The sequence below is a fragment of the Sporomusa malonica genome, from assembly GCF_900176355.1.
Taxonomy (GTDB): domain Bacteria; phylum Bacillota; class Negativicutes; order Sporomusales; family Sporomusaceae; genus Sporomusa; species Sporomusa malonica.
This window is the reverse complement of the sequence record NZ_FWXI01000010.1, coordinates 73,525-99,664: the sequence shown is the minus strand read 5'-3', so window position 1 is coordinate 99,664 and position 26,140 is coordinate 73,525. Positions and strand designations below refer to the sequence as shown.

32 protein-coding genes are annotated in these 26,140 nt (G+C 45.6%); 31 read left to right on the top strand and 1 reads right to left on the bottom strand.

All coding sequences use genetic code 11. The annotated features are described in order from the left end of the window. The first annotated feature begins 5 nt into the window (after positions 1 to 5). The 13 genes from B9A22_RS13120 to mrdA all read left to right on the top strand — a co-directional run bounded on the left by B9A22_RS13120 (position 6) and on the right by mrdA (position 9,921). Positions 6 to 581, top strand: a complete 576-nt coding sequence (locus B9A22_RS13120; RefSeq protein WP_084576183.1) for an RnfABCDGE type electron transport complex subunit G — start codon at positions 6 to 8, stop codon at positions 579 to 581. An 11-nt stretch (positions 582 to 592) separates the two neighbouring features. Next, positions 593 to 1,264, top strand: a complete 672-nt coding sequence (rsxE, locus tag B9A22_RS13115; protein WP_084576182.1) for an electron transport complex subunit RsxE — start codon at positions 593 to 595, stop codon at positions 1,262 to 1,264. Beyond that, entirely contained in the window at positions 1,261 to 1,842 is a 582-nt protein-coding gene (locus B9A22_RS13110) for an electron transport complex protein RnfA (RefSeq protein WP_084576181.1), read from the top strand. Before rsxE ends, B9A22_RS13110 begins: the two co-directional genes overlap by 4 nt. Positions 1,843 to 1,869: 27 nt before the next feature. Beyond that, positions 1,870 to 2,724 carry an RnfABCDGE type electron transport complex subunit B gene (gene rnfB / locus B9A22_RS13105; protein WP_084576180.1) on the top strand — a complete coding sequence of 285 codons (855 nt, stop codon included), beginning with the start codon at positions 1,870 to 1,872 and terminating at the stop codon, positions 2,722 to 2,724. Between the two features lie 227 nt (positions 2,725 to 2,951). Further along, positions 2,952 to 3,332, top strand: coding sequence for a NusG domain II-containing protein (locus tag B9A22_RS13100; protein ID WP_084576179.1), 381 nt, complete (start codon positions 2,952 to 2,954; stop codon positions 3,330 to 3,332). A gap of 2 nt (positions 3,333 to 3,334) precedes the next feature. Further along, complete coding sequence (locus B9A22_RS13095; protein WP_084576178.1) at positions 3,335 to 3,877, top strand: Gx transporter family protein; 543 nt, start codon at positions 3,335 to 3,337, stop codon at positions 3,875 to 3,877. 102 nt (positions 3,878 to 3,979) lie between these two features. Next, positions 3,980 to 4,270, top strand: coding sequence for a DUF4321 domain-containing protein (locus tag B9A22_RS13090; RefSeq protein WP_342747833.1), 291 nt, complete (start codon positions 3,980 to 3,982; stop codon positions 4,268 to 4,270). A 12-nt stretch (positions 4,271 to 4,282) separates the two neighbouring features. Continuing rightward, positions 4,283 to 4,852 carry a Maf family protein gene (locus B9A22_RS13085; protein ID WP_084576177.1) on the top strand — a complete coding sequence of 190 codons (570 nt, stop codon included), beginning with the start codon at positions 4,283 to 4,285 and terminating at the stop codon, positions 4,850 to 4,852. After that, positions 4,849 to 5,538 carry a RadC family protein gene (gene radC / locus B9A22_RS13080; RefSeq protein WP_084576176.1) on the top strand — a complete coding sequence of 230 codons (690 nt, stop codon included), beginning with the start codon at positions 4,849 to 4,851 and terminating at the stop codon, positions 5,536 to 5,538. The genes B9A22_RS13085 and radC overlap by 4 nt, the downstream gene beginning before the upstream one ends. A 30-nt stretch (positions 5,539 to 5,568) precedes the next feature. After that, complete coding sequence (locus B9A22_RS13075; protein WP_084576175.1) at positions 5,569 to 6,603, top strand: rod shape-determining protein; 1,035 nt, start codon at positions 5,569 to 5,571, stop codon at positions 6,601 to 6,603. Positions 6,604 to 6,640: 37 nt separating this feature from the next. Continuing rightward, positions 6,641 to 7,561: a rod shape-determining protein MreC gene (mreC, locus tag B9A22_RS13070; protein ID WP_084576174.1), complete on the top strand. Its 921-nt coding sequence runs from the start codon at positions 6,641 to 6,643 to the stop codon at positions 7,559 to 7,561. Next, positions 7,558 to 8,052: a rod shape-determining protein MreD gene (gene mreD / locus B9A22_RS13065; protein ID WP_084576173.1), complete on the top strand. Its 495-nt coding sequence runs from the start codon at positions 7,558 to 7,560 to the stop codon at positions 8,050 to 8,052. The genes mreC and mreD overlap by 4 nt, the downstream gene beginning before the upstream one ends. Before the next feature lie 36 nt (positions 8,053 to 8,088). Continuing rightward, positions 8,089 to 9,921: a penicillin-binding protein 2 gene (gene mrdA, locus B9A22_RS13060; protein ID WP_084576172.1), complete on the top strand. Its 1,833-nt coding sequence runs from the start codon at positions 8,089 to 8,091 to the stop codon at positions 9,919 to 9,921. Positions 9,922 to 10,043: 122 nt separating this feature from the next. Here the strand turns inward: mrdA and B9A22_RS13055 are convergent, their stop codons facing one another. Next, the gene (locus B9A22_RS13055; RefSeq protein WP_084576171.1) at positions 10,044 to 11,006 is read right to left on the bottom strand and encodes a bile acid:sodium symporter family protein; all 963 of its coding nucleotides are present in this window, start codon (positions 11,004 to 11,006) and stop codon (positions 10,044 to 10,046) included. Between the two features lie 174 nt (positions 11,007 to 11,180). On the opposite strand from B9A22_RS13055, the gene minC reads away from it, so the two are divergent. The 18 genes from minC (at position 11,181) to B9A22_RS25445 (ending at position 26,067) form a co-directional block, all read left to right on the top strand. Then, positions 11,181 to 11,837, top strand: coding sequence for a septum site-determining protein MinC (gene minC, locus B9A22_RS13050; protein WP_084576170.1), 657 nt, complete (start codon positions 11,181 to 11,183; stop codon positions 11,835 to 11,837). A 32-nt stretch (positions 11,838 to 11,869) separates the two neighbouring features. Continuing rightward, complete coding sequence (gene minD, locus B9A22_RS13045) at positions 11,870 to 12,661, top strand: septum site-determining protein MinD (RefSeq protein ID WP_084576169.1); 792 nt, start codon at positions 11,870 to 11,872, stop codon at positions 12,659 to 12,661. 28 nt (positions 12,662 to 12,689) lie between these two features. Continuing rightward, positions 12,690 to 12,968 carry a cell division topological specificity factor MinE gene (gene minE / locus B9A22_RS13040; RefSeq protein WP_084576168.1) on the top strand — a complete coding sequence of 93 codons (279 nt, stop codon included), beginning with the start codon at positions 12,690 to 12,692 and terminating at the stop codon, positions 12,966 to 12,968. 209 nt (positions 12,969 to 13,177) lie between these two features. Then, positions 13,178 to 14,284: a rod shape-determining protein RodA gene (gene rodA, locus B9A22_RS13035; RefSeq protein ID WP_084576167.1), complete on the top strand. Its 1,107-nt coding sequence runs from the start codon at positions 13,178 to 13,180 to the stop codon at positions 14,282 to 14,284. A 240-nt stretch (positions 14,285 to 14,524) separates the two neighbouring features. After that, positions 14,525 to 15,274: a M23 family metallopeptidase gene (locus tag B9A22_RS13030; protein WP_084576166.1), complete on the top strand. Its 750-nt coding sequence runs from the start codon at positions 14,525 to 14,527 to the stop codon at positions 15,272 to 15,274. Between the two features lie 136 nt (positions 15,275 to 15,410). After that, positions 15,411 to 16,292: a site-2 protease family protein gene (locus B9A22_RS13025; RefSeq protein WP_084576165.1), complete on the top strand. Its 882-nt coding sequence runs from the start codon at positions 15,411 to 15,413 to the stop codon at positions 16,290 to 16,292. Between the two features lie 55 nt (positions 16,293 to 16,347). Further along, positions 16,348 to 18,207, top strand: coding sequence for a TIGR03960 family B12-binding radical SAM protein (locus B9A22_RS13020; protein ID WP_084576164.1), 1,860 nt, complete (start codon positions 16,348 to 16,350; stop codon positions 18,205 to 18,207). After that, a complete protein-coding gene (locus tag B9A22_RS13015; RefSeq protein ID WP_084576163.1) occupies positions 18,207 to 18,914 on the top strand; it encodes a TIGR03936 family radical SAM-associated protein in 708 nt (235 codons plus the stop codon). The genes B9A22_RS13020 and B9A22_RS13015 overlap by 1 nt, the downstream gene beginning before the upstream one ends. Before the next feature lie 17 nt (positions 18,915 to 18,931). Beyond that, positions 18,932 to 20,368: an Rne/Rng family ribonuclease gene (locus tag B9A22_RS13010; protein ID WP_084576162.1), complete on the top strand. Its 1,437-nt coding sequence runs from the start codon at positions 18,932 to 18,934 to the stop codon at positions 20,366 to 20,368. 138 nt (positions 20,369 to 20,506) lie between these two features. Then, positions 20,507 to 20,818, top strand: a complete 312-nt coding sequence (rplU, locus tag B9A22_RS13005; protein ID WP_084576161.1) for a 50S ribosomal protein L21 — start codon at positions 20,507 to 20,509, stop codon at positions 20,816 to 20,818. A gap of 9 nt (positions 20,819 to 20,827) precedes the next feature. Continuing rightward, positions 20,828 to 21,148, top strand: a complete 321-nt coding sequence (locus B9A22_RS13000) for a ribosomal-processing cysteine protease Prp (protein ID WP_084576160.1) — start codon at positions 20,828 to 20,830, stop codon at positions 21,146 to 21,148. Between the two features lie 22 nt (positions 21,149 to 21,170). Beyond that, positions 21,171 to 21,464, top strand: a complete 294-nt coding sequence (gene rpmA, locus B9A22_RS12995) for a 50S ribosomal protein L27 (RefSeq protein WP_084576250.1) — start codon at positions 21,171 to 21,173, stop codon at positions 21,462 to 21,464. 128 nt (positions 21,465 to 21,592) lie between these two features. Beyond that, positions 21,593 to 21,808 carry a Spo0B domain-containing protein gene (locus B9A22_RS12990; protein WP_084576159.1) on the top strand — a complete coding sequence of 72 codons (216 nt, stop codon included), beginning with the start codon at positions 21,593 to 21,595 and terminating at the stop codon, positions 21,806 to 21,808. Positions 21,809 to 21,896: 88 nt separating this feature from the next. Then, complete coding sequence (gene obgE / locus B9A22_RS12985) at positions 21,897 to 23,168, top strand: GTPase ObgE (protein ID WP_084576158.1); 1,272 nt, start codon at positions 21,897 to 21,899, stop codon at positions 23,166 to 23,168. Positions 23,169 to 23,179: 11 nt separating this feature from the next. Further along, positions 23,180 to 23,488 carry a ribosome assembly RNA-binding protein YhbY gene (gene yhbY / locus B9A22_RS12980; protein WP_245823980.1) on the top strand — a complete coding sequence of 103 codons (309 nt, stop codon included), beginning with the start codon at positions 23,180 to 23,182 and terminating at the stop codon, positions 23,486 to 23,488. 22 nt (positions 23,489 to 23,510) lie between these two features. Then, entirely contained in the window at positions 23,511 to 24,638 is a 1,128-nt protein-coding gene (gene proB, locus B9A22_RS12975; protein WP_084576157.1) for a glutamate 5-kinase, read from the top strand. Positions 24,639 to 24,653: 15 nt separating this feature from the next. Continuing rightward, on the top strand, positions 24,654 to 25,907 hold the full coding sequence (locus B9A22_RS12970) for a glutamate-5-semialdehyde dehydrogenase (protein WP_084576156.1): 1,254 nt from the start codon (positions 24,654 to 24,656) through the stop codon (positions 25,905 to 25,907). Beyond that, complete coding sequence (locus B9A22_RS25445; RefSeq protein WP_176215506.1) at positions 25,891 to 26,067, top strand: hypothetical protein; 177 nt, start codon at positions 25,891 to 25,893, stop codon at positions 26,065 to 26,067. The genes B9A22_RS12970 and B9A22_RS25445 overlap by 17 nt, the downstream gene beginning before the upstream one ends. The last annotated feature ends 73 nt before the right edge of the window (positions 26,068 to 26,140 follow it).

Genomic DNA, 26,140 nt, shown 5'->3' with positions numbered 1-26,140 from the left:
TGACCATGTCACATGATGCACACGCACATGACGATAAAAATAATGGTATCTTTAAAATTACTATGAGCCTAGCCATAACCTGTTTTATTTCAGGGGTCATCATTGCTGGGGCATACGCGATCACTGAACCAGTTGCGGCTGAACAACGCGTCAAAGCCAAAAATGATGCAATGAAAGAACTTGTTAAAGATGCCGAATCCTTTAAAGCTGTTGATGGCAAAGAAGGTTGGTATGCAGGGATAAAAGGCGGTAAAGTGATTGCTTATGTAGTACCTGCCAGTGGTAAAGGGTATGCTGGTAAGATTGACATGCTTGCCGGTGTGACAACCGACGGTAAGGCAATTGACTTTAAGGTTTTAAAACATGCTGAGACTCCTGGATTGGGCGATAAGATGGTGGGAGATAAGTTTCGGAAACAGTTTGCCAACAAAGATCCAAAAGACATGGAAGTAGTCAAAGTTCCCACAGATAAAAACATCCAGGCGCTGACTGGCGCAACGATTACCTCCCGGGCCGTTACTAACGGCGTGCGAGAAGCTGTAGAAGCCGTTGCCGCATATGCGGCCAGCCAGAAGAAGTGAGGTGTGTGAATATGAATTACTGGGAAATATTTAAAAAAGGTATTTTTGAAATGAACCCCATATTCCGCCTCGCGTTAAGCCTTTGTCCGGCGCTGGCGGTTACTGCTACAGTATTTAATGCCTTAGGCATGGGGTTTGCAGTTATGGCAGTTATTACTGTCAACAATATAGTTGTTTCGCTTGTTAAAAACTTTGTTAATCCTAAAGTTCGTGTACCTATGTTTATCACTATCATAGCTACCATTGTTACTTTAACAATCTTGGTTCTTGAAGCCTATGCCCCCGCCGTTTATAAAGAATTAGGCCTTTACCTCGAACTAGTGGTGGTATTTGCTATCATCCTGGCTCGTGCTGAAGTGTTTGCTATGAAAAATGACGTAATATCTTCTGCTGTTGATGGTTTGGGTATGGGTGCTGGTTTTGCTCTGGCTATGTTGTTTATCGGTGCTTTTCGCGAATTGTTTGGGACTGGCACAATCCTGAGTGGTACTTCAATGGTTATGCAGGTGTTTCCCCAGTCATATGACGGCCCTATGATTATAATTCTTGCGCCTGGTGCGTTCCTGGTAATCGGGCTGATGATCGGCATGTTTAATGTTATCGGCGAATATCAGGATAAGCAAGCTGCGGCCAAAGCCAAAGCCGCATCACAGCTTAACATGCAAAGGAGTGAGGCTGTATGATGGAGTATTTTACCCTGTTTATGGGCGCGGCAATTGTTAACAACTTCGTGCTTACGCGCTTTCTCGGTCTTTGTATCTTCTTTGGGGTTTCCAAGAGCTTAAGCGCTTCGGTCGGTATGGGTATGGCAGTTGCATCCATTCTTACCATATCATCGTCTCTTGCCTGGCTAGTTTATCACTTTGTGCTCGTTCCCTATGACTTGGTTTTCCTGAAAATTGTAGTGATCGTTGTACTAATGGCCTGCTGTGTACAGTTTTTAGAAATTGCCATTAAGAAATATGCGCCTGCACTCTATGAGATGTGGGGTATTTACTTAGTGTTAATTGCTACCAACTGTGTTATTTTGGGTGTACCGCTCATTAATGCTACCGAAAACTTTGGTTTTATTAAAAGTGTTGTCAACGCCTTTGGTTCAGGCGTAGGTTTTGCTCTTGCGCTTATTCTTATGGCCAGCCTGCGGGAAAAATTGCAATTTGCTGATGTTCCCAAAACCTTGCAAGGCCTTGGAATTGCCTTTGTGCTGGCAGGTATGCTGGCCTTATCCTTCCTGGGTTTTTCAGGTATGATTCCGCTATAGGTGAATAGAAAGGAGCGTGAGAAATAAATGCATGGAGTTGTTCAACATTCGCTGATAATACTGGCGGTTCTGACAAGTCTGGGCGTTATATTTGGACTTGTTCTGGCTTATGCCAATAAAAAGATGGCTATTGAGGTTAATCCTTTAATACACATAGTAGAAGATGTACTGCCGAAGGGACAATGCGGCGCCTGTGGTTTTGCCGGCTGTATGGCTTATGCTGAAGCAGTGGTAACAAACCCTGATGTACCGCCTAATCTGTGCACACCTGGTAAGGACCCTGTCGCTAAATTGGTTGGTGACCTGACAGGTAAAGCTGCTGCAGCTGTTGAGCCGCGCATTGCTCAAGTTAAATGTGCAGGTACTCATACCAAAGCGGTTAAAGCCAATGAATATCATGGCGTACAGGACTGCGTCGCTGCCAACCTGTTATTTGGAGGGCCTAAGAGCTGTAAATTTGGTTGTTTAGGTCTTGGGACTTGTGTTAAAGCTTGTCCATTTGGTGCAATGACTATGAGCGAAGATGGTTTACCTATTATCGATCCTGATAAATGTACTGGTTGTGCCAAGTGCGAAACAGTATGTCCGAAAAAAGTAATTGCCATGATGCCGATTGGTGCTCATGTGCGTGTTAACTGCAACTCGCATGACAAAGGTGCTGTTGCTAAGAAAGCATGTAGCGTATCGTGCATTGGCTGTACATTATGCGTTAAGGAATGTCAGTATGGAGCCATAAAAATGGATAATAACCTAGCTGTCGTTGACGCAAAAGTATGTATGGAAAAATGCGATAATCCTACTTGCCTGGCGAAATGCCCGACAAAGGCCATCAGACAGGCCGTGCTTGGCATAGTTCCTGGCAATGAAGAAACTGTAGCTTAATACCAAATTGGACATAAGTACGAGTGGAAGGGAAACTTTCCTCTCGTACTTTTTTTCCTGTAAGAAAGTATAACTTTCCGTCTGGATAAGGGCAACATCGACTTCCGCTTTCGCTAAGGCTCGGCGCAAGCCGTGTTTTCTTTATGTACTGGTTTAATTTGGTATTATTTGCATAAACCAATTTTTTAATGTAAAATATAATAGAATATGAATAGGGTGGCAAACTAATGCTGACAAAAGCTGACAAATGGCTTGTTATTGCTTTATTGACAGTAGCACTATCTGGCATTGGACTGAATATGTATTACATATCAGCGAATGGTCAGGGACAAAGTGTGGTTATTACCGTAAATGGTCAAACTGTAAAAACATTCCCTTTACGTCAGGGGTATGTTGGAGAATTTAGAATTGACGGTGATCACGGGTTTAATATTATTGAGTATAAAGATGGGCGCGTGCGAATCAGGGATGCTGATTGCCCTGACCAGATCTGTGTCAAATCAGGCTGGATCAATACTCAGCCACAGCAAATAGTCTGTTTGCCATACCGGGTTGTTGTCAAAATAGTATCAGACAGTCCTGCTGACGTTGATGATATTGTGAGGTAACCATGAATAAAACAAGACGCCTAGTCCTTTTAGCATTGCTAGTGGCTATGGCAGCAACTCTTCATGTTGTAGAAAGCTGGTTGCCTGTTCCAATGCCTGTACCTGGTGTTAAATTGGGTTTAGCAAATATAATTTCGCTTTTTGCACTCATTATATTTGGTTGGAAAGAGGCTTTCTACATTGCTGTTGCCCGCGTTCTAATAGGTTCCTTGTTCGGCGGGACACTGTTTGGACCTTCCTTTATCATGAGTATGGGCGGATCGCTTATTAGTATTTTGATTATGACATATATTCACAAAAAATATGGACATGTGTTTTCTCTAGTCGGTGTTAGCGTTTTTGGTGCAGTTGCTCATAATATAGCCCAAGTCGCTTTAGCCGCTCTCCTGGTCTATAGTTTGGGGTTATTATGGTATATACCGTATCTATTACTTTTTGCCGTGCCTACCGGTTTATTCACCGGCTTGGCAGTCAATTATTTTTTTGCCAAAGCTCCAGCAAAATATGGATTCAAGTTAAAAATGCTGAGCCACCCAAATAAATAATTCTTCCTTGTTGAGTGCAAGGATTTATTTGTTTTCTATAATTGTAAGCGCCGACAGCAACAATCGGTATGAGCGTTTAAAATCATCCCGGGGGGGATTAGTTTGAAGACTAGCAGTAAGAGAGGCAGCTCAACCAGCAAGGGTATGGGAATGATGGCACTATTTTTGATTACTGGGGCAGTAGTTGGTGGTATTTTAGGCGAACTTGCCGCTAGTTCCAGTCTGCTTTCCGGTATTGCTCCATATCTGATAAAACCGTTTCCTATATTTGATTTACCTCCTGTAGCAATTGATCTATATGTTGTTAAGTTCGTCATTGGATTTGCATTATACCCGAATTTGATGAGTATATTGGGAATCATAGCAGCAATTATTCTTTTCCGGCGCTTTTAGGAGGATGCAAGCATGGGAATAATCCTGGCATCATCGTCACCCAGGCGGCAGCAACTTTTGGAATTAATTGGTGTTGATTTTGAAGTTATAGTCAGCGATGTAGAAGAAGATAATACAAAAGATATGCCGCCGCATGAACTCGCGTTGACGCACGCGCGCGACAAAGCAGTTGATACTGCTAAACGTGCTTCTAACAGTGATATAATCATTGGTGCTGATACCATTGTTGTGCTGGATGGCCAGGTATTTGGCAAACCGGCAGACCGTGCAGAAGCTATACGAATGCTGACTGCCTTAGCGGGAAGAGAGCATAGTGTCATTTCTGGAGTAGCAGTGGTCATGGGGCAACAGGTTTTTAGCGGATTTAATACCACCATTGTTAGAATTAGGCCGCTCTCGCCAGCACAAATCAAACGCTATGTTGACAGTGGTGAACCTATGGACAAGGCCGGTGCGTATGCTATCCAAGGGCAGGGGACATTGCTGGTGGAAAGCATTAACGGTTGCTACAATAATGTAGTGGGTTTACCACTTGGTACATTGTCAGAACTTCTACAGCAAGTTGGAGTTGATCTATTATGACAATGGACAAGCCCCTTATGATGAAAGAACTGCCTGAGACTGAACGTCCGCGCGAAAAAATGCTGGAAAAAGGAGCTCAGGCTCTTAGTAATGCTGAGCTATTAGCCATACTTCTTCGCACAGGAACTAAAAATATGCCTGTTAACCGCCTAGCAGAACAGCTGTTGACCAAATATGACTTGACTGGCTTTGGTAGCATATCGCCGCAGGAATTGAGTAAAACATCAGGGATTGGGATGGTTAAAGCCGTAACTGTAGTCGCCGGTATTGAACTGGGGCGCAGGTTAAGTCATAAAGAACCAGGGGAGCGACCTGTGATCAGAAGCCCCCAGGATGCTGCCAACTTAATGATGGGAGAACTAAGATATCAGGCTAAAGAGCATTTTGTTGCTTTGTTGTTGTCGACTAAGAACCATGTTATTGCCCGGGCAATCATCTCTGTCGGCAGCTTGAACGCCTCGATCGTCCACCCAAGGGAATTATTCCGGGAGGCTATAAGCCATAGTGCAGCCGCTGTTATCCTAGTCCATAACCATCCAAGCGGTGATCCGGCGCCAAGTCAGGAGGATATTAGCCTGACCAAGCAACTTGTAGAAGCGGGTATTTTACTCAATATTTTAGTGCTTGACCACGTAATAATCGGCGATGGCAAGTATGTTAGTTTTAAAGAAAAGGGAATAATATAAATAGGTTGTAAATGAAAGGGGCTAAATTCTATGTTCAATTTGTTCGGTTCACTGTCACGTGACATGGGTATAGACCTTGGCACTGCCAATACTCTGGTTCATGTTAAAGGAAGGGGTATTGTTCTCAGGGAACCGTCAGTAGTAGCCATCCAGCGTGATACTGGTGAGGTGTTGGCTGTCGGGGAAGAAGCCAAACAAATGATTGGCCGTACACCTGGTAACATTGTGGCTATTCGACCACTCAAAGACGGTGTTATTGCTGATTTTGACGTAACCCAGGCTATGCTCAAGTATTTTATCAGGAAAGCCATGGACTCTAAGTCCTTTATTCGCCCAAGGGTTATTGTTGGTGTGCCTTCAGGCGTTACCGAGGTTGAAAAAAGGGCTGTAATTGACGCTACCATTCAGGCTGGGGCTCGAGAAGCTTATTTGATTGAAGAACCTATGGCGGCGGCCATTGGCGCGGGGTTACCTGTTCATGAGCCAACAGGCAATATGGTTGTTGACATTGGCGGTGGAACGACAGAGGTAGCTGTTATCTCGCTTGGCGGTATTGTTACTAGCCGCTCTATCCGAATTGGCGGCGATGAAATGGATGAAGCTATTGTTCAATATATAAAACGCACTTATAATCTAATGATAGGCGAGCGTACTGCTGAAGAAGTAAAAATTAAGATTGGTTCGGCCATTCTTCCTAAAGTCGATGAACAGCTAGATGTACGTGGTCGCGACTTGGTAACAGGTTTGCCTAAAACACTGACAATTAAAGCCAGCGAAGTGCAATTAGCTCTAAGCGAGCCAGTGGCAGGGATTATTGAAGCTGTAAAAGTAACACTGGAAAAAACACCACCAGAACTGGCCTCTGATATTATGGACAGGGGTATTGTTATGACTGGTGGCGGATCGCTTTTGAAGGGGCTAGATCTACTTCTGAATAAAGAGACCGGTATGCCAGTACATATTTCAGAAGACGCCTTATCCTGTGTTGCTGCAGGTACTGGCGGTGCGTTAGAAAGCATAGATTTATTGAAACGTGTATTAATGACGCCCAAAAAGCTAGGATAGCGAAGTAGTATACTTGTGTAAGGAAGGAGCTCAGAAAGTGCGATTTATTCACAAAAAGGCGGTCATCCTCATAGTGGCGGTGCTTACCGTCTTTTTGCTGGCCAGTACAATATCCCAGGGAAAGCATCAGTTTACTTTTATGGAACGGGTTGTAGTTACACTATTAATACCGGTGGAATATGTTCTGGGGAAGGTTGGGCATGGGCTGCGCCAAACAGGATTATTTACCGGGCAAATTATGACAGTGTACCAGGATAACCAGACGCTTAAAGCTGAAATTGCTGAGCTTCGCCAAAATAATGTCAGTGTTACTGAGGTTTTGGCAGAGAATGCGCGACTGCGGACCATGCTTGATTACAGAAAAGGGGCTCCGCAGTTTGATTTTGTCACCGCACAAGTCATTGCCCGTGATCCAGGAACCTGGACCAGTGTAATTATGATTAATCGTGGTACTGTTGACGGGATAGCCAAGGACATGGCGGTAGTAACTGCTCAAGGGCTTGTTGGTAGTGTCGTAAGCGTATATAATAATGCTGCTAAAGTGCAGCTTATCTTAGATCCGCGCAGTGCGGTGGGCAGTCTTGTGCAGCGCTCTGAGTCGCGGGTAGCAGGCATTGTGGAAGGTAATGGTTCTAATCCGGTGTCGCCGCGAATGATCAATATTGCGCGTGATGCCGATATTATTAAAAGTGACAAAGTAATCACCTCTGGTTTTGGTGGCATATATCCTAAAGGCATATTAGTGGGCGAAGTGCTGGATATTATTAATGACGAAGGCGGATTGTTAAAATATGCTGTCTTGAAGCCGGCGGTAGATTTTGATCGACTAGAAGAAGTATTAATCATTGTACGTTCACGAGAACCTGTAGCTATGCCACAGCCAGCGGTGCAGCAGACTGTGCCTGGGCAAGCTATCCAGTCTGGTCAGCCTACCCTGCCGAAAGGGGCAGGACAATGAAAACAACACTAGGCTGGGCTGTAATACTCATTGTATCCCTTGCTGCTCAGGCTGTGCTGTTGCCGCTTGTCTTTACCAAGGGTGTTAAGCCTGACATCCTTTTAATTATTATAGTGGCAGCCGGTTTACTTGCAGGACGGGAGCGGGCTATCGGCGTGGCTTTTTTTGCCGGGCTGATGCAAGATTTTGCTTCAGGCAATGTTTTTGGGTTAAACACGTTATCAAAGATGGCTGTAGGCTATGCTGCTGGTTTAGCTGAGCGTAAGGTATTCAAAGAAAGTATTCTGCTGCCTGTATTGGCTACTATTATAGCTACTTTCTTTAACAGCGCTATAATGCAAGCGCTGCTTTTTCTATTAGGCTATAAAATTGAACCTGGCTCGATGATGCTGAACCAGGTATTGCCTTCGTTAGGCTATAATATTTTGTTTTGTATTCCTATACATAGGCTGATCTACCGGATGACTTTTGGCAACCGCAGTCAGTTTTAGGTAGTCTGCCATACCTTTAGAAAGGAGGTTGTCGTTATGCTTACTAAGCGATTAAATAGCAGACTTGAAATACTGAGTCTGGTCATGATCTTCATATTTGTTGCGTTAGTGAGCCGACTGGGTTATTTGCAAATGGCCCAGGGGCAATATTACGGGCGGTTGGCCGACGGCAACCGAATCAGGCTGATTCCTATCATGGCTCCCAGGGGTGTTTTTTATGACCGGAATGGTGTCATGTTAGTATCTAATCGTCCGGGTTTTACTGTATCCTTACTCCCTATAAGCGGCCCTGTGCCTGATGAAGTCATTATTAAGCTGTCTGGTATTCTTAATATGAACATTCAGGAAATCAAAAGCAAACTGTCTCAACATACCGGTTCTTTTGAACCTGTGCGAGTTAAGACTGACGTCGGTCCGGACATTGTTACCAAGATTGAAGAACGCCGGGCCGAGTTGCCAGGAGTAGTTATTGAAATTCAGCCACTCAGAAACTATGTTAATAATGAGCTTGCCGCTCACATCTTTGGTTATGTCAGCGAAATTAATGATGTTGAGCTGGAGAAACGCAAAGCTGAAGGCTATAAATCCGGCGACATTGTTGGCAAATTCGGTTTAGAAAACGTATATGACAAAGAAATCCGCGGCACTGACGGCGGCAATCAGGTCGAGGTAGATGTTAACGGCCGTCCAGTACAAGTACTGGGTAAGAAAGACCCGCTGCCAGGCCACAATTTGGTGCTAACGATCGACTACCGGGTGCAAAAAGCGGCAGAAGCTGCTATTGATGAACAGCTCGCCTATTTGCAAACTAAGACTGAGTTTGCAAAAGCAAAAGCGGCAGCTGCTGTAGTCTTAAACCCGAAGACTGGCGAAATTTTGGCTATGGTTAGCCGTCCGGCTTTTAATCCTAACTTATTTAACGGTGGTATTTCGGAAAAAGATTGGAAGTTACTTAACGATAATCCCTATCATCCTATGGACAACAAAGCAATCTCCGGGGAATATCCGCCTGGCTCAACCTTTAAAATTGTTACAGGAACGGCTGCTTTAGAGCTTGGAAAGGTAACGCCGGAAGAAAAAATCCTTGATACTGGTACTCACTGGATTATTCCGAAAGGCAATGCTATGGGCGAAGCTCTGGGGTGGATTAACTTCCGTGAAGCCTTGTCTAAGTCTGACAATGTATACTTTTACGAGATGGGTAACCGTTTAGGTGTTGATAACTTGGAAAAGTATGCCCGGATGTTTGGTTTGGGGGCATTTACAGGGATAAATCTGCCAGGAGAGTCTGACGGTTTGGTGGCTAACCGGCGCTATAAGGAAAAAGTGTATGGTGAAGACTGGTATCTTTCAGAAACTTTTGACGCTGCGATCGGCCAGGGGTTTCAGCTGACTACACCACTGCAAATGGCTATGGTTATCGGCCAAATTGCCAATGGTGGTCATCGCTATAAACCTAATCTTGTTAGCAAGATTACCGGTTATAATGGAGATGTAATCAAAACATTTGCACCTGAAGAGATAGGGCAGGTTAGTATTTCTAACAGCACCCTTAATCTGATCCGCGAATCACTTAGAGAGGTAGCCCAGGAAGGCGGTACAGCTGCTGCTGATTTCGGAGATTTTCCTATTGCCATCGCGGGTAAGACAGGTACAGCCGAAAATTCGCATGGACATGATCATGGCTGGTTTGTGGCTTATGGTCCCTACGAGGATCCACGCGTGGCAGTCGCTATTATTGTTGAACAGGGTGGTTTCGGTGCATCATCTGCTGTTCCTATTGCTAAAAAGATTATGGAGGCTGCTTTTAACATTAACCAGGCTCCGGCTGAATCAGCAAAAATTCACCGTCCGCAAACAGCGTTATAACATTAATACGTGATAAAGAAAACACGGCTTGCGCCGAGCCTTTGGCGAAAGTGGAAGCCGATGTTGCCCTTATCCAGACGGAAAGTTATACTTTCTTACAGGACAAAGAACGGGGTCAGGCTCTAGGAAGCCTGACCCCGTTTAGCAGCATGCCGGAATAAATAGGGAATCACTGCGGCGAAAGGCTGCTGAAATAGCATAAACATGGTGATTGGCACAGCAACCGATGGGGGGAAAAAGGATAAGGCCAGTACCATGCCAAAACTGGCGTTGCGCAGGCCGACACAATAAACAATCGCCAATGTTGTTTCTTTCGACCTGTTTTTAAATACGTATGAGCCTAAAAAGCCTGTCATGAAACCGCCTATTACCAGAAACATGGTTGTCAGAACGATTTTAAGTGTTGATAAATCCCAGGTGATATCCGGACCGATTATTGCGGCATTGATAAAGATAACAATAAAAAAAGCAATTTTAGAGATAAAGTTGGTAACTGTTTTAGTAACTGGTGTAAGTATCCCGCTGCTATAATCGTGGAGAGCCATGCCAAGTATGCTTGGTATGGTAATCATTAACAGTAATTGAACCATCATTTGCATATAGTCAATTTGCAGTGCCTGACCAATAACAATTTTAAAGAAGAAGGGCAGCATTACAGGAACAATGAAGGTGTCAAGGGTTACGGCCACCAGCGCGATCGACACATTACCCTGGGCCAGAGAGGTCCAGATGACTGAAGTTACGCCAATCGGGGTAGATGCGCCGACTAAATATCCCAGTCGTGTATAAGGCTCTTGGGGAAACAGAATGAAACCTGTCAGCCAGGCGATGAGCGGTGATGCTACATGAATTAATACCAATATCCATATGGGAACAAAAGGCTTTTTTAGTACTCGCAGAAACTCCTTTAAACTTGTGCCAAGTGCAGTAACAAAGGTCATATAGGCAAACGAACCAACTACAACTGTGCGGAGTGCTGGAGAATCAACAACAGGTGTAATAAAACCGATAAACAGGGCAGACAGTACGATAAAGAACATATGTCGCCCAAGCCAATCGGTTATTTTTGCTAAATAATGTATCATAAGCAACCTCCAGTAACAAGACGTGAATTAAATAATATTCCCCTTTACTTTGTGATCCCCTTTTTTTCAGCAAATTTAAATAGGCATTATAATTAGCCTGCAGGAAATTTGCTAAAAGAGGCGAATTTTAGTTGACATATAGATAATAATTCGTGGTAATATTTAGGAGAAGATATGCGGGAGGATATAGTGTTTAAGGGCGGCAAAGGCGGTCTTGAGCTGGTTATCAACGAGTCGGCTGATTTTACTGCCATATTAGAGCAGCTCAAAGAAAAACTAGAATCGGCAGCGCACTTTTTTACTGGCAGTGCCGGTGTCAAGGTGGTAGCTGGCTCAAATCTGTTTACCGGCGATGAGCGGCGACAGCTTATTAGTCTGCTGGGTGAATATGGGTTAGCTCTGGATGAGCAGTTGCCAGCTTCAACATTGCCGGCAGAACCGCTGACAGAGGAGATTAGTGTTCAAGTTGCTGACATTCCGATTGAATATCGACAGGAGCCTGAAGGGGGCCAAACACTAATTGTGACAAGAATGCTGCGTGGTGGCCGGCGAGTCGTGTTTAGCGGGTCAGTCATTGTAATGGGTGATGTAAACCCTGGGGCTGAGATAATTGCCGGCGGCAATATTACTGTGCAGGGAACCTGTCGGGGCTTGGCTCATGCCGGCGTCAATGGTGACCAGACGGCAACGATTACAGCTGATAAGTTGATTGCAGGTCAGTTGAGAATAGCAGGGCTTATTGCTAGAGCACCCGATAACCAGGACGAGCCTACTTACAGGGAGACAGCCCGCATTGCTAACGGCATTGTTATTATCGAACCAGCAGAATAAATAAAGTGATTGAATAAATAGGAGGTACATAGATGGGGGAAGTAATTGTCATCACGTCAGGTAAGGGTGGCGTAGGTAAAACAACGACAACAGCTAACCTTGGCACCGGTTTTGCTCTTCAGGGCAAAAAAGTGGTGTTGGTAGACGCTGATATTGGACTTAGAAACCTTGATGTAGTTATGGGGCTTGAGAACAGAATCGTTTATGATTTAGTGGATGTAACAGATGGTAACTGTCGATTAAAGCAGGCGCTGATCCGGGACAAGCGGTATGAAACGCTGTATCTGCTGCCAGCCGCTCAGACCAGGGACAAAAATGCCGTGACTCCAGACCAGATGCGGCAGTTATGCAAGGACTTGGCACAGGAATTTGATTATGTAATTATTGATTGTCCTGCTGGCATTGAGCAAGGTTTTAGAAATGCTATTGCTGGCGCTGAGCGTGCCATTATTGTCACAACGCCAGAAGTGTCGGCCGTTCGGGATGCTGACAGAATTATTGGTTTATTAGAGTCCGAAGGAAAACATAATCCTAAACTTATTGTCAATCGCATTCGACCGCTTATGGTCAAAAAAGGTGACATGATGGATATTGATGATATCATCGAGATCCTGGCTGTTGATTTGTTGGGGATAATTCCTGAAGACGAGTATATTGTTATCTCGACCAACCGTGGTGAACCCGCCGTTGTCAATACCTTAGCCTTGGCCAGTGTAGCCTACCGGAACATCGTACGGCGGCTGATGGGCGAAAATGTGCCGCTTATGGCGCTTGAGGTTAACGATAGCCTGTGGGGCAAGTTTAAAAAGGTATTAGGATTTTAAAATTAGATAATTGGGGAGGGGAAACAAGGTGTTTGAACTTATTCAGAAACTGTTTGGCAGAGAGTCGCAAGGTTCAAAAGATATCGCTAAAGAACGCCTCAGGTTTGTCTTGGTTCATGACCGAGTCAATGTATCACCTCAGTTTATGGAAGTCATTAAAGATGATATGATTAAAGTCATCTCTAACTATATGGATATCAACGAAACTGAGATGGAAATAAGTCTGACCAAAACCAATACCCAGGTAGCCTTAGTAGCCAATATTCCGGTAAACCGGATGAAGCGGAGCACCATGAAAGGCGAGTAGAATTTTCAAAGCAGAGTAGAAATTCTTGCTCTGCTTTTTTCTTGTCCTGTAAGAAAGTATAACTTTCCGTCTGGATAAGGGCAACATCGACTTCCGCTGTCGCCAAAGGCTCGGCGCAAGCCGTGTTTTCTTTATCCGCTTTTACTGGACTAAGGCGGGAAATACTATTATAATATATAAGATATTGTTAGAGAGAAGGTTAGTCTGTTATGCTTAACCAGCGCCTCTTGCGGAACCTGGACTTTATCCTTATTGGTGTTACAGCTCTCATTATTCTTATTAGTCTAGTTATTATTGGCAGTGCCACTCACATCAACGGCCCAAGTGAAGACAGGTACTGGTATGTTGAGCGTCAAGGCCTGTTTGCCTTAGCTAATATTGCCGTTATTTTCATAATGCTAAACTTTGACTATAAGTCACTAGAGAAGTTTTCGGGATTTTTGTATGCCTTCAATCTGGCGATGCTGCTGGCCGTTATGTTTGTCGGCCAATCAGCACTAGGCGCACAACGCTGGATCCAGATTGGCCCGATCAGTCTTCAGCCATCTGAATTCTCTAAACTTATTATGATTATTGCGTTGGCGCAAATCCTAGACAAACGTACTGGTAAGCTCAATAGCTTTAGAGACATAATCCCCGTGTTTATTTATGTCGGTATACCATTTGTCCTTGTCCTGAAACAGCCTGACCTAGGAACTTCACTGGTATTTCTGGCCATATTATTTGGCATGATTTTTGTGGCTGGCATTAGTATGCGCCATCTGATGGTGATCATCGGTGCCGGTGCCGCCTTCATGCCGATTTTTTGGCACTTTTTAAAAGACTATCAGAAAAAAAGATTAACAGTATTTATCGACCCTAATGTCGACCCCTTGGGTTCTGGTTACCATATAATTCAATCCAAGATCGCCATCGGTTCGGGCATGCTGTTTGGTAAAGGCTTATTTAACGGCACACAGAGTCAACTAAACTTTTTGCCAGAGAACCACACAGACTTTATCTTTGCCGTTATCGGGGAAGAATTGGGATTTGTTGGTGCAACTTTAATCTTGCTGCTGTACCTTATTATGCTGTACCGTGGTGTTAAAATTGCAGGGGCAGCCCGTGACAACTTTGGCATGCTTGTGGCAACAGGCATTACTTCTATGCTGGCTTTTCACTTGCTGGTCAATGTCGGTATGACAGCAGGCATTATGCCGGTTACTGGTATTCCTCTACCGCTTATGAGCTATGGCGTAAGTTCACTAACTACTAATTTAATTAGTATCGGGATATTGTTAAATATTTATATGCGACGGCAAAAGATACTGTTTTAACCATCAGCGGGCTTGTGGCCCGCTGATTACTTTTTATCCTGTAAGAAAGTATAATTTTCCGTCTGGATAAGGGCAACATTACCCAAAGGGCACAGGCGGCTTTTCCGCTTTCGCCAGAGGCTCGGCGTAAGCCGTGTTTTCTTTATTGCTCAAGTTTTACTGTTTCCATAGTTATAAATCTATAGTTTTGTCATATATATTCCATAAGAATACTTGAGCCGGTGTTATGGAGGGCTTATCATGACAAAGCTGTGGAATCGTTTAAAAAGTCGCTGGCATTTTACTATGTACAACAATGATAAAAATTGGCAGTCATATTATGAAGAGACACCGGATTATACCTGGCTAAAAAAGATAATAATGGCTATGGCAATATTTGCCATGGTTTACGGTGCCCATGTATCAGACACCAGGATTGGACAGGAAGTCACTGGTGCAGTTAGACAAATGCTGATAACCCAGACAGATTTTGTTTATTATACGGTGAGAACAATAGATTATGTGAATACATATTGGCCAAATGCCGCGCAAGTTTCAGGCATTTCGGTTTTAAAACAAGTTCAGGCGACGATTTCGCGGCCGGCTGATCCGTTACTCTACATGACGAAACCTGTAGAGGGACAGGTAATAACAGGATACGGTTGGCGGACAAATCCGGTGATTAAACAGGAGACAATGCACGAAGGCGTAGAACTTGCCGCCCAGGTAGGAGCAAGTGTGCGAGCTGCCGCTACGGGAAAAGTTAAGTTAGTTACTGACAGCGCTCAGTTCGGGAAAATGCTTATAATCGATCATGGTCAAGGCGTTGAAACCATTTATGGACATTTGGCTGACGTCTTAGTCAAGGACGGCGATGATGTGAGCCAGGGACAGGTAGTGGCGCGTGTCGGCAAAACAGGGGCAACCGCGCCTGTACTTTATTTTGAACTGAGGGAAAACGGCAAAGCCATTGATCCTCTATCTAGAATAAAAGGTGAATCTATAAAGTAGACTTAGCTTCAGGTGGGGGGTTAACCCCATCTGAAGGTTAGTCGCCCAACTTCCAGAGAAGCCTCCTAAACTCCCACTTGTAGAAGAGGGAGTCTTAGAGCGGGTTAGTCATCGGATCAAGTAAAGGATGTGAAATATGCGGGCCGGTAAAGTCGCAGGAGTTGAGATTGTATTAAATAATTGGTTCCTAGCGCTGATTGCGTTATTTGCAGCTGCCGGCCTTGTTAGTAAATTATTGCTGGTGTTTAGCGCTGTTTTGTTACATGAACTTGCCCATATGCTGATGGCTGGCGGTTTAGGTTACAAGGTTAGACAGGTTGAGGTTTTGCCGTTTGGCGCAGTGGCACGCGTTGAACGCCTTGCTGATGCCGGAGCGGCCAGTGAAATAATGATAGCAGCCGCCGGACCGCTGGCAAGCCTGGTTCTGGCGGCTGCGTGTTATGCCCAGCTGACTGACTCAGGCAGTTGGCAGGAGGTGGTTAGATTTTATGGTGAAGTCAATCTTATGTTGGCTCTTTTTAATCTGTTGCCAGCTTTACCGCTTGATGGCGGGCGAATCTTACGGGCCATGCTATCACGGCGGCGGGATTATCGTGAGGCCACAGCCATTGTGGTTACCATCAGTCATATGATTAGCTGTATGCTAGTAATACTTGCTGGGATGGGTTATTGGATTTATCATACAATAAATCTGACGATGCTGATTGCAGCCGGTTTTCTCCTGATCACAGCCCGGGCTGAAAACAACCTGGCTGGGTTTCGGGCCATGAGAGTTTTAGCTGGTAAAAAAGCCGAGCTTTCAGGCAGCGGCGTTATGCCTACCAGCCACCTCACGGCCATGGAGAGCGCAGCTATCAGTGACGTAATTCAGTTGTTCAGACCAGAAGAGTATTATATCATCCATATTGTTGACCACGATTTTCGTCTGTGCGGGGCTTTAACCGAAACCGAGGTATGGGAGAGACTACTTGAGCGGGGAATTAAGGCCAAAGTAAACGATTTTTTAAATAAGTCTTGATATTTCCAGCTAAAAAATACATAATAATTTTTATAGCTATATTTTGGAGGTACATATGCATCCCTTAGACCCTGTAAGCCCTGCTATTTTGAGCCGGGTGATGAAACCGGCCCGCTATACTGGCCACGAGTGGAACAGTGTGGTCAAAGATCCTAGTGAAGTCACAGTGAGTTTTGTCCTAGCTATGCCTGACGTGTATGAAGTCGGTATGTCTAACCTGGGGCTTAAAATATTGTATCAGGTATTGAATAATCGCCCTGATACCTTTGCCGAGCGTGTCTATGCGCCGTGGGTAGATATGGAAGCAGAAATGAGAAACGCTGGGATTGGGTTATATACCCTGGAAACAAAACGGCCAGTCGCTGAATGTGATATTATTGGATTTTCATTACAATATGAGCTGAGCTACAGCAATGTGCTTAATATGCTTGAATTAGCTGGTATTTCACTATTGGCAGAAGAACGTGATGAGGCGCAGCCGCTGGTAGTGTGCGGCGGGCCATGCACTTTTAATGCAGAGCCTATGGCTGACTTTGTTGACTTGTTTATTTTGGGAGAAGCTGAAGAAGTTATTGATGAAGTGGCGGCCGTCATTGCCGCTTGGAAACAGGCTGGCAAACCAGAGGGCAAAACAGGTATATTGAAACAGCTAGCCAAGCTTCAGGGTATCTATGTGCCGAGTTTTTATGATGTAGATTATACCTCAGACGGACGGGCTAACGCTTTACGGCCGCGTGTACCGGAAGCTAAACCAGTCATTACTAAACGGGTAATACAAGACCTTGATCAAGTGATGTTTGCGACAAAGCCCATTGTGCCGTTTATCGAAATTGTCCATGACCGTATCATGCTTGAACTATTTAGAGGCTGCACCCGAGGCTGCCGTTTCTGTCAGGCAGGGGTGCTCTATCGCCCTGTACGGGAGCGCAAGATGGAAACCCTTATAAACTATGTCCAGGAACTTATCGACAATACCGGTTATAACGAAATTTCGCTGGTGTCGTTAAGTTCAGCCGACTATTCCTGTCTAAGCAATTTAATTACTGAGCTTACCACGCGGTTTAAGCAGCAAGGGGTAAGCGTATCGCTGCCATCTCTTAGAATCGACAGTTTTTCTATCGACCTGGCCAAACAGGTACAGCAGGTAAGAAAAAGCGGCCTGACTTTTGCGCCAGAGGCAGGCACGCAGCGGCTGCGGGATGTAATTAACAAAGGGGTTACTGAGGCCGATCTTACTGAAGCGGTAAGCGCTGCCTTCAGGTCAGGCTGGTCAACCATTAAGCTCTATTTTATGATCGGTTTGCCAACCGAGACTGATGAAGATGTAGCCGGTATTGCTGGAGTAGCGCAGCGGGTAGCTGATCTTTATAAACAGATAAAAGGCCGGAAAGGCGCTAAGGTAACTGTTAGCGTATCCTCATTTGTGCCAAAACCGCATACTGCTTTTCAATGGTTTGGGCAAAATTCGGTTGAGGAAATTGAACGTAAGCAAAGGTTACTACGCTCACTGATCAAAGACCGTAGCATTTCGCTTAGCTGGCATGATGCGCGCACAAGCTTCCTTGAAGGTGCATTTTCTCGAGGTGACCGCCGTTTAGGCAAGGTAATCCTTAGAGCGTGGCAGAATGGCGCTAAATTTGACGGTTGGTCTGAACATTTTAAGTATAACGTGTGGATGGAAGCTTTTGCCGCTGAGGGAATTGATCCTGCCTTTTATGCCAGTCGTGACCGGGATCAGGATGAATATTTGCCATGGGAACACCTATCATCAGGAGTGGCCAAGTCTTTCCTGGCACGCGAATGGCAAGCATCCCGGCAAGAAGCCCTTACACCTGACTGTCGCCGAGAATTGTGCAGAGCCTGCGGCGTTTGCCAGGAGCTTGGTGTAAAAGTCGTTGATTGGGGGCAGGCATAATGGCAAAAATACGGCTTAAAATAACCAAAGGTAACGAAATTGGCTATGTATCCCATTTGGATTTTGCCGGGACAATCGAACGGGCCGTTCGCCGTGCCAAACTACCGGCTGCTTATTCTGAAGGCTTTAATCCTCATATGAAATTAGCGTTTGCGTCTGCTTTGGCGGTAGGTGTGACAAGTGAAGCTGAATACCTTGACCTTGACCTAACAGAGGAGCTGGATATTGCCAGCATCGAGGCGCAGCTTAAGCCGCAGCTGCCTGCTGGCATTGAGCTTAAAGCGGCTAGATATATGGGCGAACGCAGTCAGGCACTTATGGCCATCGTCAATCTGGCAACTTATGAAGTTACCGTCCCGCTAACGCCAGAAACAGGGTGGGAGATTGCCCAGGAAAGTATAAAAAATTTCAACAGTGAGGTCGAAGTTATTTATATCAAGGAAACGCCCAAAGGACGCCGCGAAATTGATATTAAAGAATATCTCGCCGCCCCAGTTACCGTTAAACTGGCAGCAGATAATCAGCCGACGATGATAATAAACCTGTCAATAAAAATAACACCAACCGGCAGTGTTAAACCGGCAGAGGTGCTTGCCGTTCTCACCGGTAGTTTTGGTCTGCCGGCTGATAAAGATAGCGCACTGATTCACCGTAGTGGGCTGTTTGTTACTGACGGGCGAGTGCAAAGGTCGCCGATTGAACTATAAAATTAAGAGGAAATAGTATGAATAAAAGTATCATTGCCAACGTTATGCCGGAAGAGACCAGGGTTGCCCTTTTAGAAAATGGGGAGCTCATGGAAATATCGGTCGAGCGCAGCGAAAGCGGACATTTAGTTGGTAATATCTATAAAGGTAAAGTAAAAAATGTTCTTCCAGGCATGCAGGCTGCCTTTGTTGATATTGGGCGGGACAAGAACGCTTTTTTATATATGGGAGATGCCGGGCGTCAGGCCGCCTGTCAACATCTAACGGTCGGCCAGGATGTTCTTGTACAGATTGCCAAAGATGCCATGGGTGACAAAGGTCCTCGCGCCACCATCAGCCTGACATTGCCTGGGCGGTATATTGTGCTTATGCCAACTGTTGATTACATTGGCATTTCACGCCGTATTGAAGATGAACATGAACGCGAACGGCTGCGCCAGCTTGCTGAAAAAATCCGGCCGGCTGGTATGGGAGTTATCGTTAGGACCGTGGCAGCAGGCAAAAGTCAGGACGAGCTAATGGAAGACATGGCCTATCTGGCTAACCTGTGGTTAACCCTGAATGCCAGAGCCAAACGGACTAACGCGCCAGCGCTCATTTACCGGGATGCTGATCTTGTTGTACGGATTGTTCGCGATTACTTAACAAACGATGTTACCGAATTTATCATCGATAGCCAGGAGGCTTACAACCGGGTTATTGATCTACTGAAATATATATCGCCTGAGTTTATTGAATGTGTCAGACTGCACGAAGCAAATGGCCCTGAGGGTGATGTGTTCAGCCGGTTTAACATTGATACTAAGCTGGAAAGCCTGCGCAACCGGCGGGTGGATTTAAACTGTGGTGGTTATCTTGTTATCGACTACACGGAAGCGCTAACTGTTATTGATGTGAATACCGGAAAATTTGTTGGTAATACCAATCTGGCGGAAACTGTATTCCAGACTAATTTGGAGGCAGTTGCCGAAATTGCCAGACAGCTTAGGCTAAGAGATATCGGTGGCATTATTATTATTGACTTTATTGATATGGCTAAAGCTGAGCAGCGCTCAGCTGTGCTCAACGCGCTAGAGCTAGAGCTTAAAAAGGACCGAACCAAATCGAATGTTTTAGGTATTACCAGCCTGGGGTTGGTAGAAATGACCCGAAAAAAAGCCAGACAAAATATCAATAGCATGCTTTACAACCAGTGCCCGTGCTGTTTGGGCAGAGGCCGTATCAAATCTCCGGAAACAGTAGTTATAGATATCAAACGGGAGCTGAGAAAACTAAACAAACGCCCGCGGACAGGCGGGCGGCTATTAATTCAGGTCCATCCCCAGGTAGCTGAGTTCTTAAACCGGCCAGGCGAGCTTAAGCGGCTTGAGCAGGAAACAGCCAGAACCCTTGCCGTAGAGACGGCGCCAACCATGAGCCCGGAGATGTTTTCCCTGCTCTGGAAACCTGATTGACAAACTATTACCGTTATGGTAAAATTTCATGATGTAGGCTATGTGTCTACTTTAACCGCGCGGAGAGGTTTCCTAAAAACGAAACTGCGTTTCGTTTACCGTATTCGGCGAGTCCTACGTAGGGGAGGTGCAATATTAATGTACGCTATTATTGAAACAGGCGGTAAACAATACCGCGTTACTGAAGGCGATGTGCTCATGATCGAGAAACTCGAAGCGGCTGAAGGTCAGACTTTTGACTTTGACCGTGTTCTAACGGTGGTTAAAGACGGCGAAGTAGTTATCGGCAAACCGCTGGTGGCTGGCGCTAAAGTTACTGCTGAAGTAGTTTCTCATGGCAAGGGCAAGAAGATTTTGGTTTTCAAATACAAAGCCAAGTCTAACTACCGTCGTCGCCAAGGCCATCGTCAACCGTTCACCAAAATCCGCATTGAGAAAATTTTTGCTTAAGGCCGGATAATGATTACGGTTACATTGGTTCGTGATAACAATCAGGCAATTACAGGATTTAAGGTTAGCGGACATGCGCAAGCTGGACCGCATGGTCAGGATATTGTATGTGCGGGAGTGTCTACTCTTGTCCAAGCGTCCATCATGGGAATTGAACGCTATTTGAAGCGGGAAATTAACCTTGTGCAGGACGGAGGCGGAATTAAGATGGAACTTGCCTGTCAGCCTGACAGCCTTACCGGCGCAGTCCTTGAGACGATGCTGCTGGGTTTAACCGAAATTGCCAAACTATATCCTAAGAGTGTTCGAATTATTGAGCACAGGAGGTGAAAGCAACGTGGAAAAATTTAAACTGAATTCTTTTGACTTACAGTTATTTGCTCATAAAAAAGGTGTGGGTAGCTCCCGTAATGGTCGTGACAGCGCGGCTCAACGTTTGGGTGTTAAGCGTCAGGCTGGTGAGATTGTTACTGCAGGCAGCATTTTGGTGCGCCAGCGTGGAACTCATTTCCATCCCGGAAATAACGTCGGCATCGGCAAAGACGATACCTTGTTTGCCACAGTTCCCGGCAAAGTCGCTTTCGAGCGTAAAGGCCGTTATGATCGGCAAGTTAGTGTGTATCCTGCAGCTGAAGAAGCTATCTAAAGAAATGCCTGCGGCCCACAAAGCCGCAGGTTTTTTAATTTTTACCAAAGTTGCCGAAATCCGACAGGTATTTTGGCTGATGGGAGCGAAAGACATATCATTCTGCAGTATATCGGAAGGATGATTGTATGACAACCACAGCCTGTTCTGAAGTAACGTCATGTACTGACGTAATCAAACTGCTCCGTATCCAGCGTCACGATTTCTTAAACCATCTGCAGGTGATTCATGCCATGATTCAACTGGGACGAGGTGAAAAGGCGCTGCAGTATATCGAAAAGCTGGCGCACGACCCTGAGATGATATCAAATGTGCTGGCAGCCTACAAGGATGAGCACATTTAACTATATATGTGTAGCGTGGTATACTTTATAACAGGATAAAAATGGGCGCAATAGCGCATATTACATATAAAAACGCAAGGGGATTTCTATGTTTATCGACAGAGCAAAAATAACCGTTACAGCTGGCAATGGTGGCAACGGTATGTCCAGTATGCGCCGGGAAAAATACATTCCTAAAGGCGGCCCAAACGGCGGCGACGGCGGCCGTGGTGCCAATGTAGTGTTAATTGGAGATGCAAACCTTAATACCCTTATTGATTTTCGCTATAAACGTCTGTTTAAAGCGGACAGTGGCGGTAAGGGACAAACGTGCAATATGCATGGCCGGGGGGCCGAAGATCTCCTGATTAAAGTGCCACCAGGAACCATTATTAAAGATGAAGCCACAGGGCAGGTGCTTGGTGACATTACTGAAGTTGGTCAAACAATCGTGGTAGCTAAAGGCGGTCGCGGCGGTCGTGGTAATGCCCGCTTTGTTAACAGTGTGCATAGAGCACCTACCTTTGCCGAGTTAGGTGAACCAGGTGAAGAACGCACACTGCTGCTTGAGCTTAAACTGCTCGCTGATGTTGGTCTTTTAGGCTATCCAAGTGTAGGCAAGTCGAGTATCTTGTCCATGGTGTCGGCAGCCAAGCCAGAGATTGCCGCATATCACTTTACTACCTTATCACCGGTACTGGGTGTTGTCAGTATTGCTGAGGGACAAAACTTTGTTTTGGCTGACATTCCAGGTCTGATTGAGGGTGCACATGAGGGCGTTGGTCTAGGGCATGATTTTCTCCGCCATGTCGAGCGTACCAAAGTGCTCATTCACGTACTTGATGTTTCGGGCATGGAAGGCCGCGATCCGATTGATGATTTCCACAAAATTAACAATGAACTTAAGCTATACAATGAAAGGCTGTTCAAACGGCCGCAAATTATTGCTGCCAATAAAATGGATTTGCCCGAGGCTCAAGAGAATTATGATAGGGTGGCAGAATACATGACTGGATTAGGTCATGAGATTTATCCGATTTCAGCCGCCACTGGTGATGGGTTAACTGCCCTGATGCAGCGAGCGTCCAAACTTTTGGCTGATTATGTGGAAGAACCAGAAGAGCTCGAAGAAGCCAAAGTATATGAGGCTAAACCTGAAGATGCGTTTTCGATTAAGCGGGATGATGATGGTGCTTTTGTTGTCGAAGGTGCTGGTATTGAGAAACTTGTCGCTATGACGCGCTTTGGTGATGAAGAAGGCGTACAACGCTTCCAGGCCATCTGGCGTAGACTCGGAATTGATGCGGAACTTAGAGAACGCGGCATCAAGGAAGGCGACACTGTTCGAATTCGGGATATGGAATTTGAGTTTAGACCATAGGAGGAACTACTTTGCAAGCAGAAAAAAATATATTATCAGGCAAGCAAAAACGATTTTTACGGTCGCTTGGCAGCACACTTGATCCTGTCGTTCAGATTGGAAAAGGCGGTGTAATCGATTCTGTTATCGAAAGTGCTGAGCAGGTACTGGCGGCCCGTGAGATTATTAAAGTCCGGGTGCTGCAAAACAGCCCAGAGGAGCCAAAAGCAGCCATTGCTGCCCTGGCCCGGGCCACTGGTGCAGAGCTTGTGCAGGTAATTGGCCGGAACGGCTTATTATATAAGAAAAATGAGGAAAAACCAAAGATAGAACTGCCGTAAATTATGGGGGAGTATCAGTATCATGCTTACCAGAGAGAATTTGGACAATGCAAAACGAATTGTCGTAAAGGTTGGCACCAGCACATTAACTCATGCTACTGGAAAACTTAATCTATTAAGAATTGAGAAACTAGCTCGTGAATTATCTGATCTTGCTAATCAAGGGAAACAGATTATTCTGGTTAGTTCCGGCGCTGTTGGTGCTGGCGTCGACCGCCTGGGGTTAAAAGAGAAGCCCAAAACGATTCCGGAAAAACAGGCTGCAGCCGCAGTCGGTCAGGGAATTCTACTCCATATTTATGAAAAAATGTTCGGAGAATATGGCCAAATTGTTGCCCAGGTGTTATTGACTCGCGCCGATTCAGTGAACCGCAAGCGATATACCAACTCCCGCAACACATTAATGGCGCTCTTAAATCAGGGCGTCATTCCCATTATTAATGAAAATGACGCCGTTGCTATAGATGAACTGAAAATCGGTGACAATGATACGCTTTCGGCGATGGTTGCCAGTATTATCGATGCCGACCTGCTCATCATTTTGTCAGATGTAGAGGGTGTTTATACTGCTAATCCGCAGACCAATCCAGGTGCCACACTGCTTAGTGAAATTACCGATATTACCCCGGCAATCGAAGAATTAGCCGGTGGTCCTGGAACATTATGCGGTACAGGCGGTATGTATACCAAAATTCAAGCGGCCAAGATTGCCGTTAATTCTGGTGTAACCATGGTTATTGCCTCAGGTGGAAGTGATGGGGTAGTCCGTGAAGTACTGAAGGGAAACAAGGTGGGCACGATTTTCATTTCAAAGGAAAATCGCCTGCAAATCAGGAAACGCTGGCTGGCATTTGGGGTTAGTGTGAGTGGCTGGGTTACAGTGGACAAAGGCTGTGAGCAGGCCCTCTTAAACGGCGGATCAAGCCTTTTAGCTGCTGGGATCGTTGCTGCAGACGGTGATTTTGAATTAGGTAATACCATTAGTATAAGAAGTGGCAGCGGGCGGGAATTGGCTCGTGGTATATCTAACTATAGTGCTGAAGACGTAAAAAAAATCATGGGGGTTCATACCCATGAAATTACTAATATATTAGGGTCTAAGCCGTATGATGAGGTTGTGCATCGCGATAATCTGGTACTTTTGGTTTAAGAGGGGAGAGGGAGTATGGACTACATAACCGAGCTTGCAGAAAAAGGCGCAGTGGCCAAACAGGCGGCCCGCCAGCTGGCTACGCTATCAACGGCTGTGAAAAATCAGGCATTGTTAGCCATGGCAGATGCCTTAGAGCGAGAGCAAGCTGTAATTGTTGCTGCTAATGCAAAAGATGTTGAGCAGGCTGAAGCAAACGGTATGGTGAGGCCACTTATTGACCGTTTGCTGCTGAATGAAGCTAGAATAAAAGCCATGGCCGAAGGCCTGCGGCAGATTACGACATTGCCTGACCCTATCGGCGAAGTTTTATCAGGCTGGGTTAGACCTAATGGTCTTTCAATCACCAAGTTACGTGTACCGTTGGGCGTTATTGGCATTATCTATGAAGCCAGGCCTAATGTTACTGTCGATGCCGCTGGGCTCTGCCTAAAGTCCGGCAATGCGGTGATTTTGCGTGGCGGCTCAGAGGCCATTAGCTCTAATACCGCAGTTACGGCTATTATTGCTAAAGCTGCAACGGCTGCTGGTATTCCGGACGGGGTGATTGCGCTTGTCGAGACGACTGACCGGCAGGCCGTAACGGCCATGCTGAAACTCAATAAGTATCTTGATGTAATTATTCCTCGTGGTGGGGCTGGTCTGATTAGGACTGTTGTTGAAAATAGTACTGTGCCGGTGATCGAAACAGGTACAGGCGTATGTCATACTTTTGTTGATGCTACTGCTGACCTCACGATGGCTCAGGACATTGCTTTCAATGCCAAGGTATCGCGTCCAGGAGTGTGCAATTCCATGGAGACCTTGCTGGTACATAGTGGCATAGCAGCTGAGTTTTTACCTGCCATGTTGGAGCGTTATCACCAGGCTGGCGTTGAATTAAGAGGCTGTCCTGAGACTATGAACTATCATCAGGCTGTTAGACCAGCAACCGAGGAAGATTGGGCTGCCGAGTTTCTGGATCTAATCCTGGCCGTAAGAGTGGTAGATAGCTTAGACTCAGCCCTTGAGCATATTGCAGCCTATAGTACTCGCCATTCAGAAGCAATTATTACCCGTGACTATAATAATGCCCAGCGATTCCAACAGGAAGTCGACGCAGCAGCTGTTTATGTCAATGCCTCAACCCGATTTACCGATGGCTGTGAATTCGGTTTTGGTGCCGAAATCGGTATAAGCACTCAGAAGCTTCATGCCAGAGGCCCTATGGGTCTAGCTGAGCTTACCAGTATTAAGTATGTGGTAAATGGTAATGGGCAGATTCGGTAAAATAAGACAGCTGGCAGGGTATTGTTACGCTGTAAAGAACTACTTGCGTACGCCCAAAGGCTGTCACGATGCTGTTGATTACGCTCGGGCAGCAGTCATAATGGCAAGCGTTAGCGCAATAGTGGGGCTGGTCATAAATTTAGTCTACCAGAATTTATAACGCAATTCTGTTGACATAAGAACGACTAAGGCTTCTGCCGGCGTCCTGAAGGACTTGGCACAAGCCAAGTCTT

Coding starts and splice junctions, on each gene's coding strand:
- B9A22_RS13120 (WP_084576183.1), top strand. CDS start 6: ATGTCACATGATGCACACGCACATGACGATAAAAATAATGGTATCTTT.
- rsxE (WP_084576182.1), top strand. CDS start 593: ATGAATTACTGGGAAATATTTAAAAAAGGTATTTTTGAAATGAACCCC.
- B9A22_RS13110 (WP_084576181.1), top strand. CDS start 1,261: ATGATGGAGTATTTTACCCTGTTTATGGGCGCGGCAATTGTTAACAAC.
- rnfB (WP_084576180.1), top strand. CDS start 1,870: ATGCATGGAGTTGTTCAACATTCGCTGATAATACTGGCGGTTCTGACA.
- B9A22_RS13100 (WP_084576179.1), top strand. CDS start 2,952: ATGCTGACAAAAGCTGACAAATGGCTTGTTATTGCTTTATTGACAGTA.
- B9A22_RS13095 (WP_084576178.1), top strand. CDS start 3,335: ATGAATAAAACAAGACGCCTAGTCCTTTTAGCATTGCTAGTGGCTATG.
- B9A22_RS13085 (WP_084576177.1), top strand. CDS start 4,283: ATGGGAATAATCCTGGCATCATCGTCACCCAGGCGGCAGCAACTTTTG.
- radC (WP_084576176.1), top strand. CDS start 4,849: ATGACAATGGACAAGCCCCTTATGATGAAAGAACTGCCTGAGACTGAA.
- B9A22_RS13075 (WP_084576175.1), top strand. CDS start 5,569: ATGTTCAATTTGTTCGGTTCACTGTCACGTGACATGGGTATAGACCTT.
- mreD (WP_084576173.1), top strand. CDS start 7,558: ATGAAAACAACACTAGGCTGGGCTGTAATACTCATTGTATCCCTTGCT.
- mrdA (WP_084576172.1), top strand. CDS start 8,089: ATGCTTACTAAGCGATTAAATAGCAGACTTGAAATACTGAGTCTGGTC.
- B9A22_RS13055 (WP_084576171.1), bottom strand. CDS start 11,006: ATGATACATTATTTAGCAAAAATAACCGATTGGCTTGGGCGACATATG.
- minC (WP_084576170.1), top strand. CDS start 11,181: ATGCGGGAGGATATAGTGTTTAAGGGCGGCAAAGGCGGTCTTGAGCTG.
- minD (WP_084576169.1), top strand. CDS start 11,870: ATGGGGGAAGTAATTGTCATCACGTCAGGTAAGGGTGGCGTAGGTAAA.
- rodA (WP_084576167.1), top strand. CDS start 13,178: ATGCTTAACCAGCGCCTCTTGCGGAACCTGGACTTTATCCTTATTGGT.
- B9A22_RS13030 (WP_084576166.1), top strand. CDS start 14,525: ATGACAAAGCTGTGGAATCGTTTAAAAAGTCGCTGGCATTTTACTATG.
- B9A22_RS13025 (WP_084576165.1), top strand. CDS start 15,411: ATGCGGGCCGGTAAAGTCGCAGGAGTTGAGATTGTATTAAATAATTGG.
- B9A22_RS13020 (WP_084576164.1), top strand. CDS start 16,348: ATGCATCCCTTAGACCCTGTAAGCCCTGCTATTTTGAGCCGGGTGATG.
- B9A22_RS13015 (WP_084576163.1), top strand. CDS start 18,207: ATGGCAAAAATACGGCTTAAAATAACCAAAGGTAACGAAATTGGCTAT.
- B9A22_RS13010 (WP_084576162.1), top strand. CDS start 18,932: ATGAATAAAAGTATCATTGCCAACGTTATGCCGGAAGAGACCAGGGTT.
- rplU (WP_084576161.1), top strand. CDS start 20,507: ATGTACGCTATTATTGAAACAGGCGGTAAACAATACCGCGTTACTGAA.
- B9A22_RS13000 (WP_084576160.1), top strand. CDS start 20,828: ATGATTACGGTTACATTGGTTCGTGATAACAATCAGGCAATTACAGGA.
- B9A22_RS12990 (WP_084576159.1), top strand. CDS start 21,593: ATGACAACCACAGCCTGTTCTGAAGTAACGTCATGTACTGACGTAATC.
- obgE (WP_084576158.1), top strand. CDS start 21,897: ATGTTTATCGACAGAGCAAAAATAACCGTTACAGCTGGCAATGGTGGC.
- proB (WP_084576157.1), top strand. CDS start 23,511: ATGCTTACCAGAGAGAATTTGGACAATGCAAAACGAATTGTCGTAAAG.
- B9A22_RS12970 (WP_084576156.1), top strand. CDS start 24,654: ATGGACTACATAACCGAGCTTGCAGAAAAAGGCGCAGTGGCCAAACAG.
- B9A22_RS25445 (WP_176215506.1), top strand. CDS start 25,891: ATGGGCAGATTCGGTAAAATAAGACAGCTGGCAGGGTATTGTTACGCT.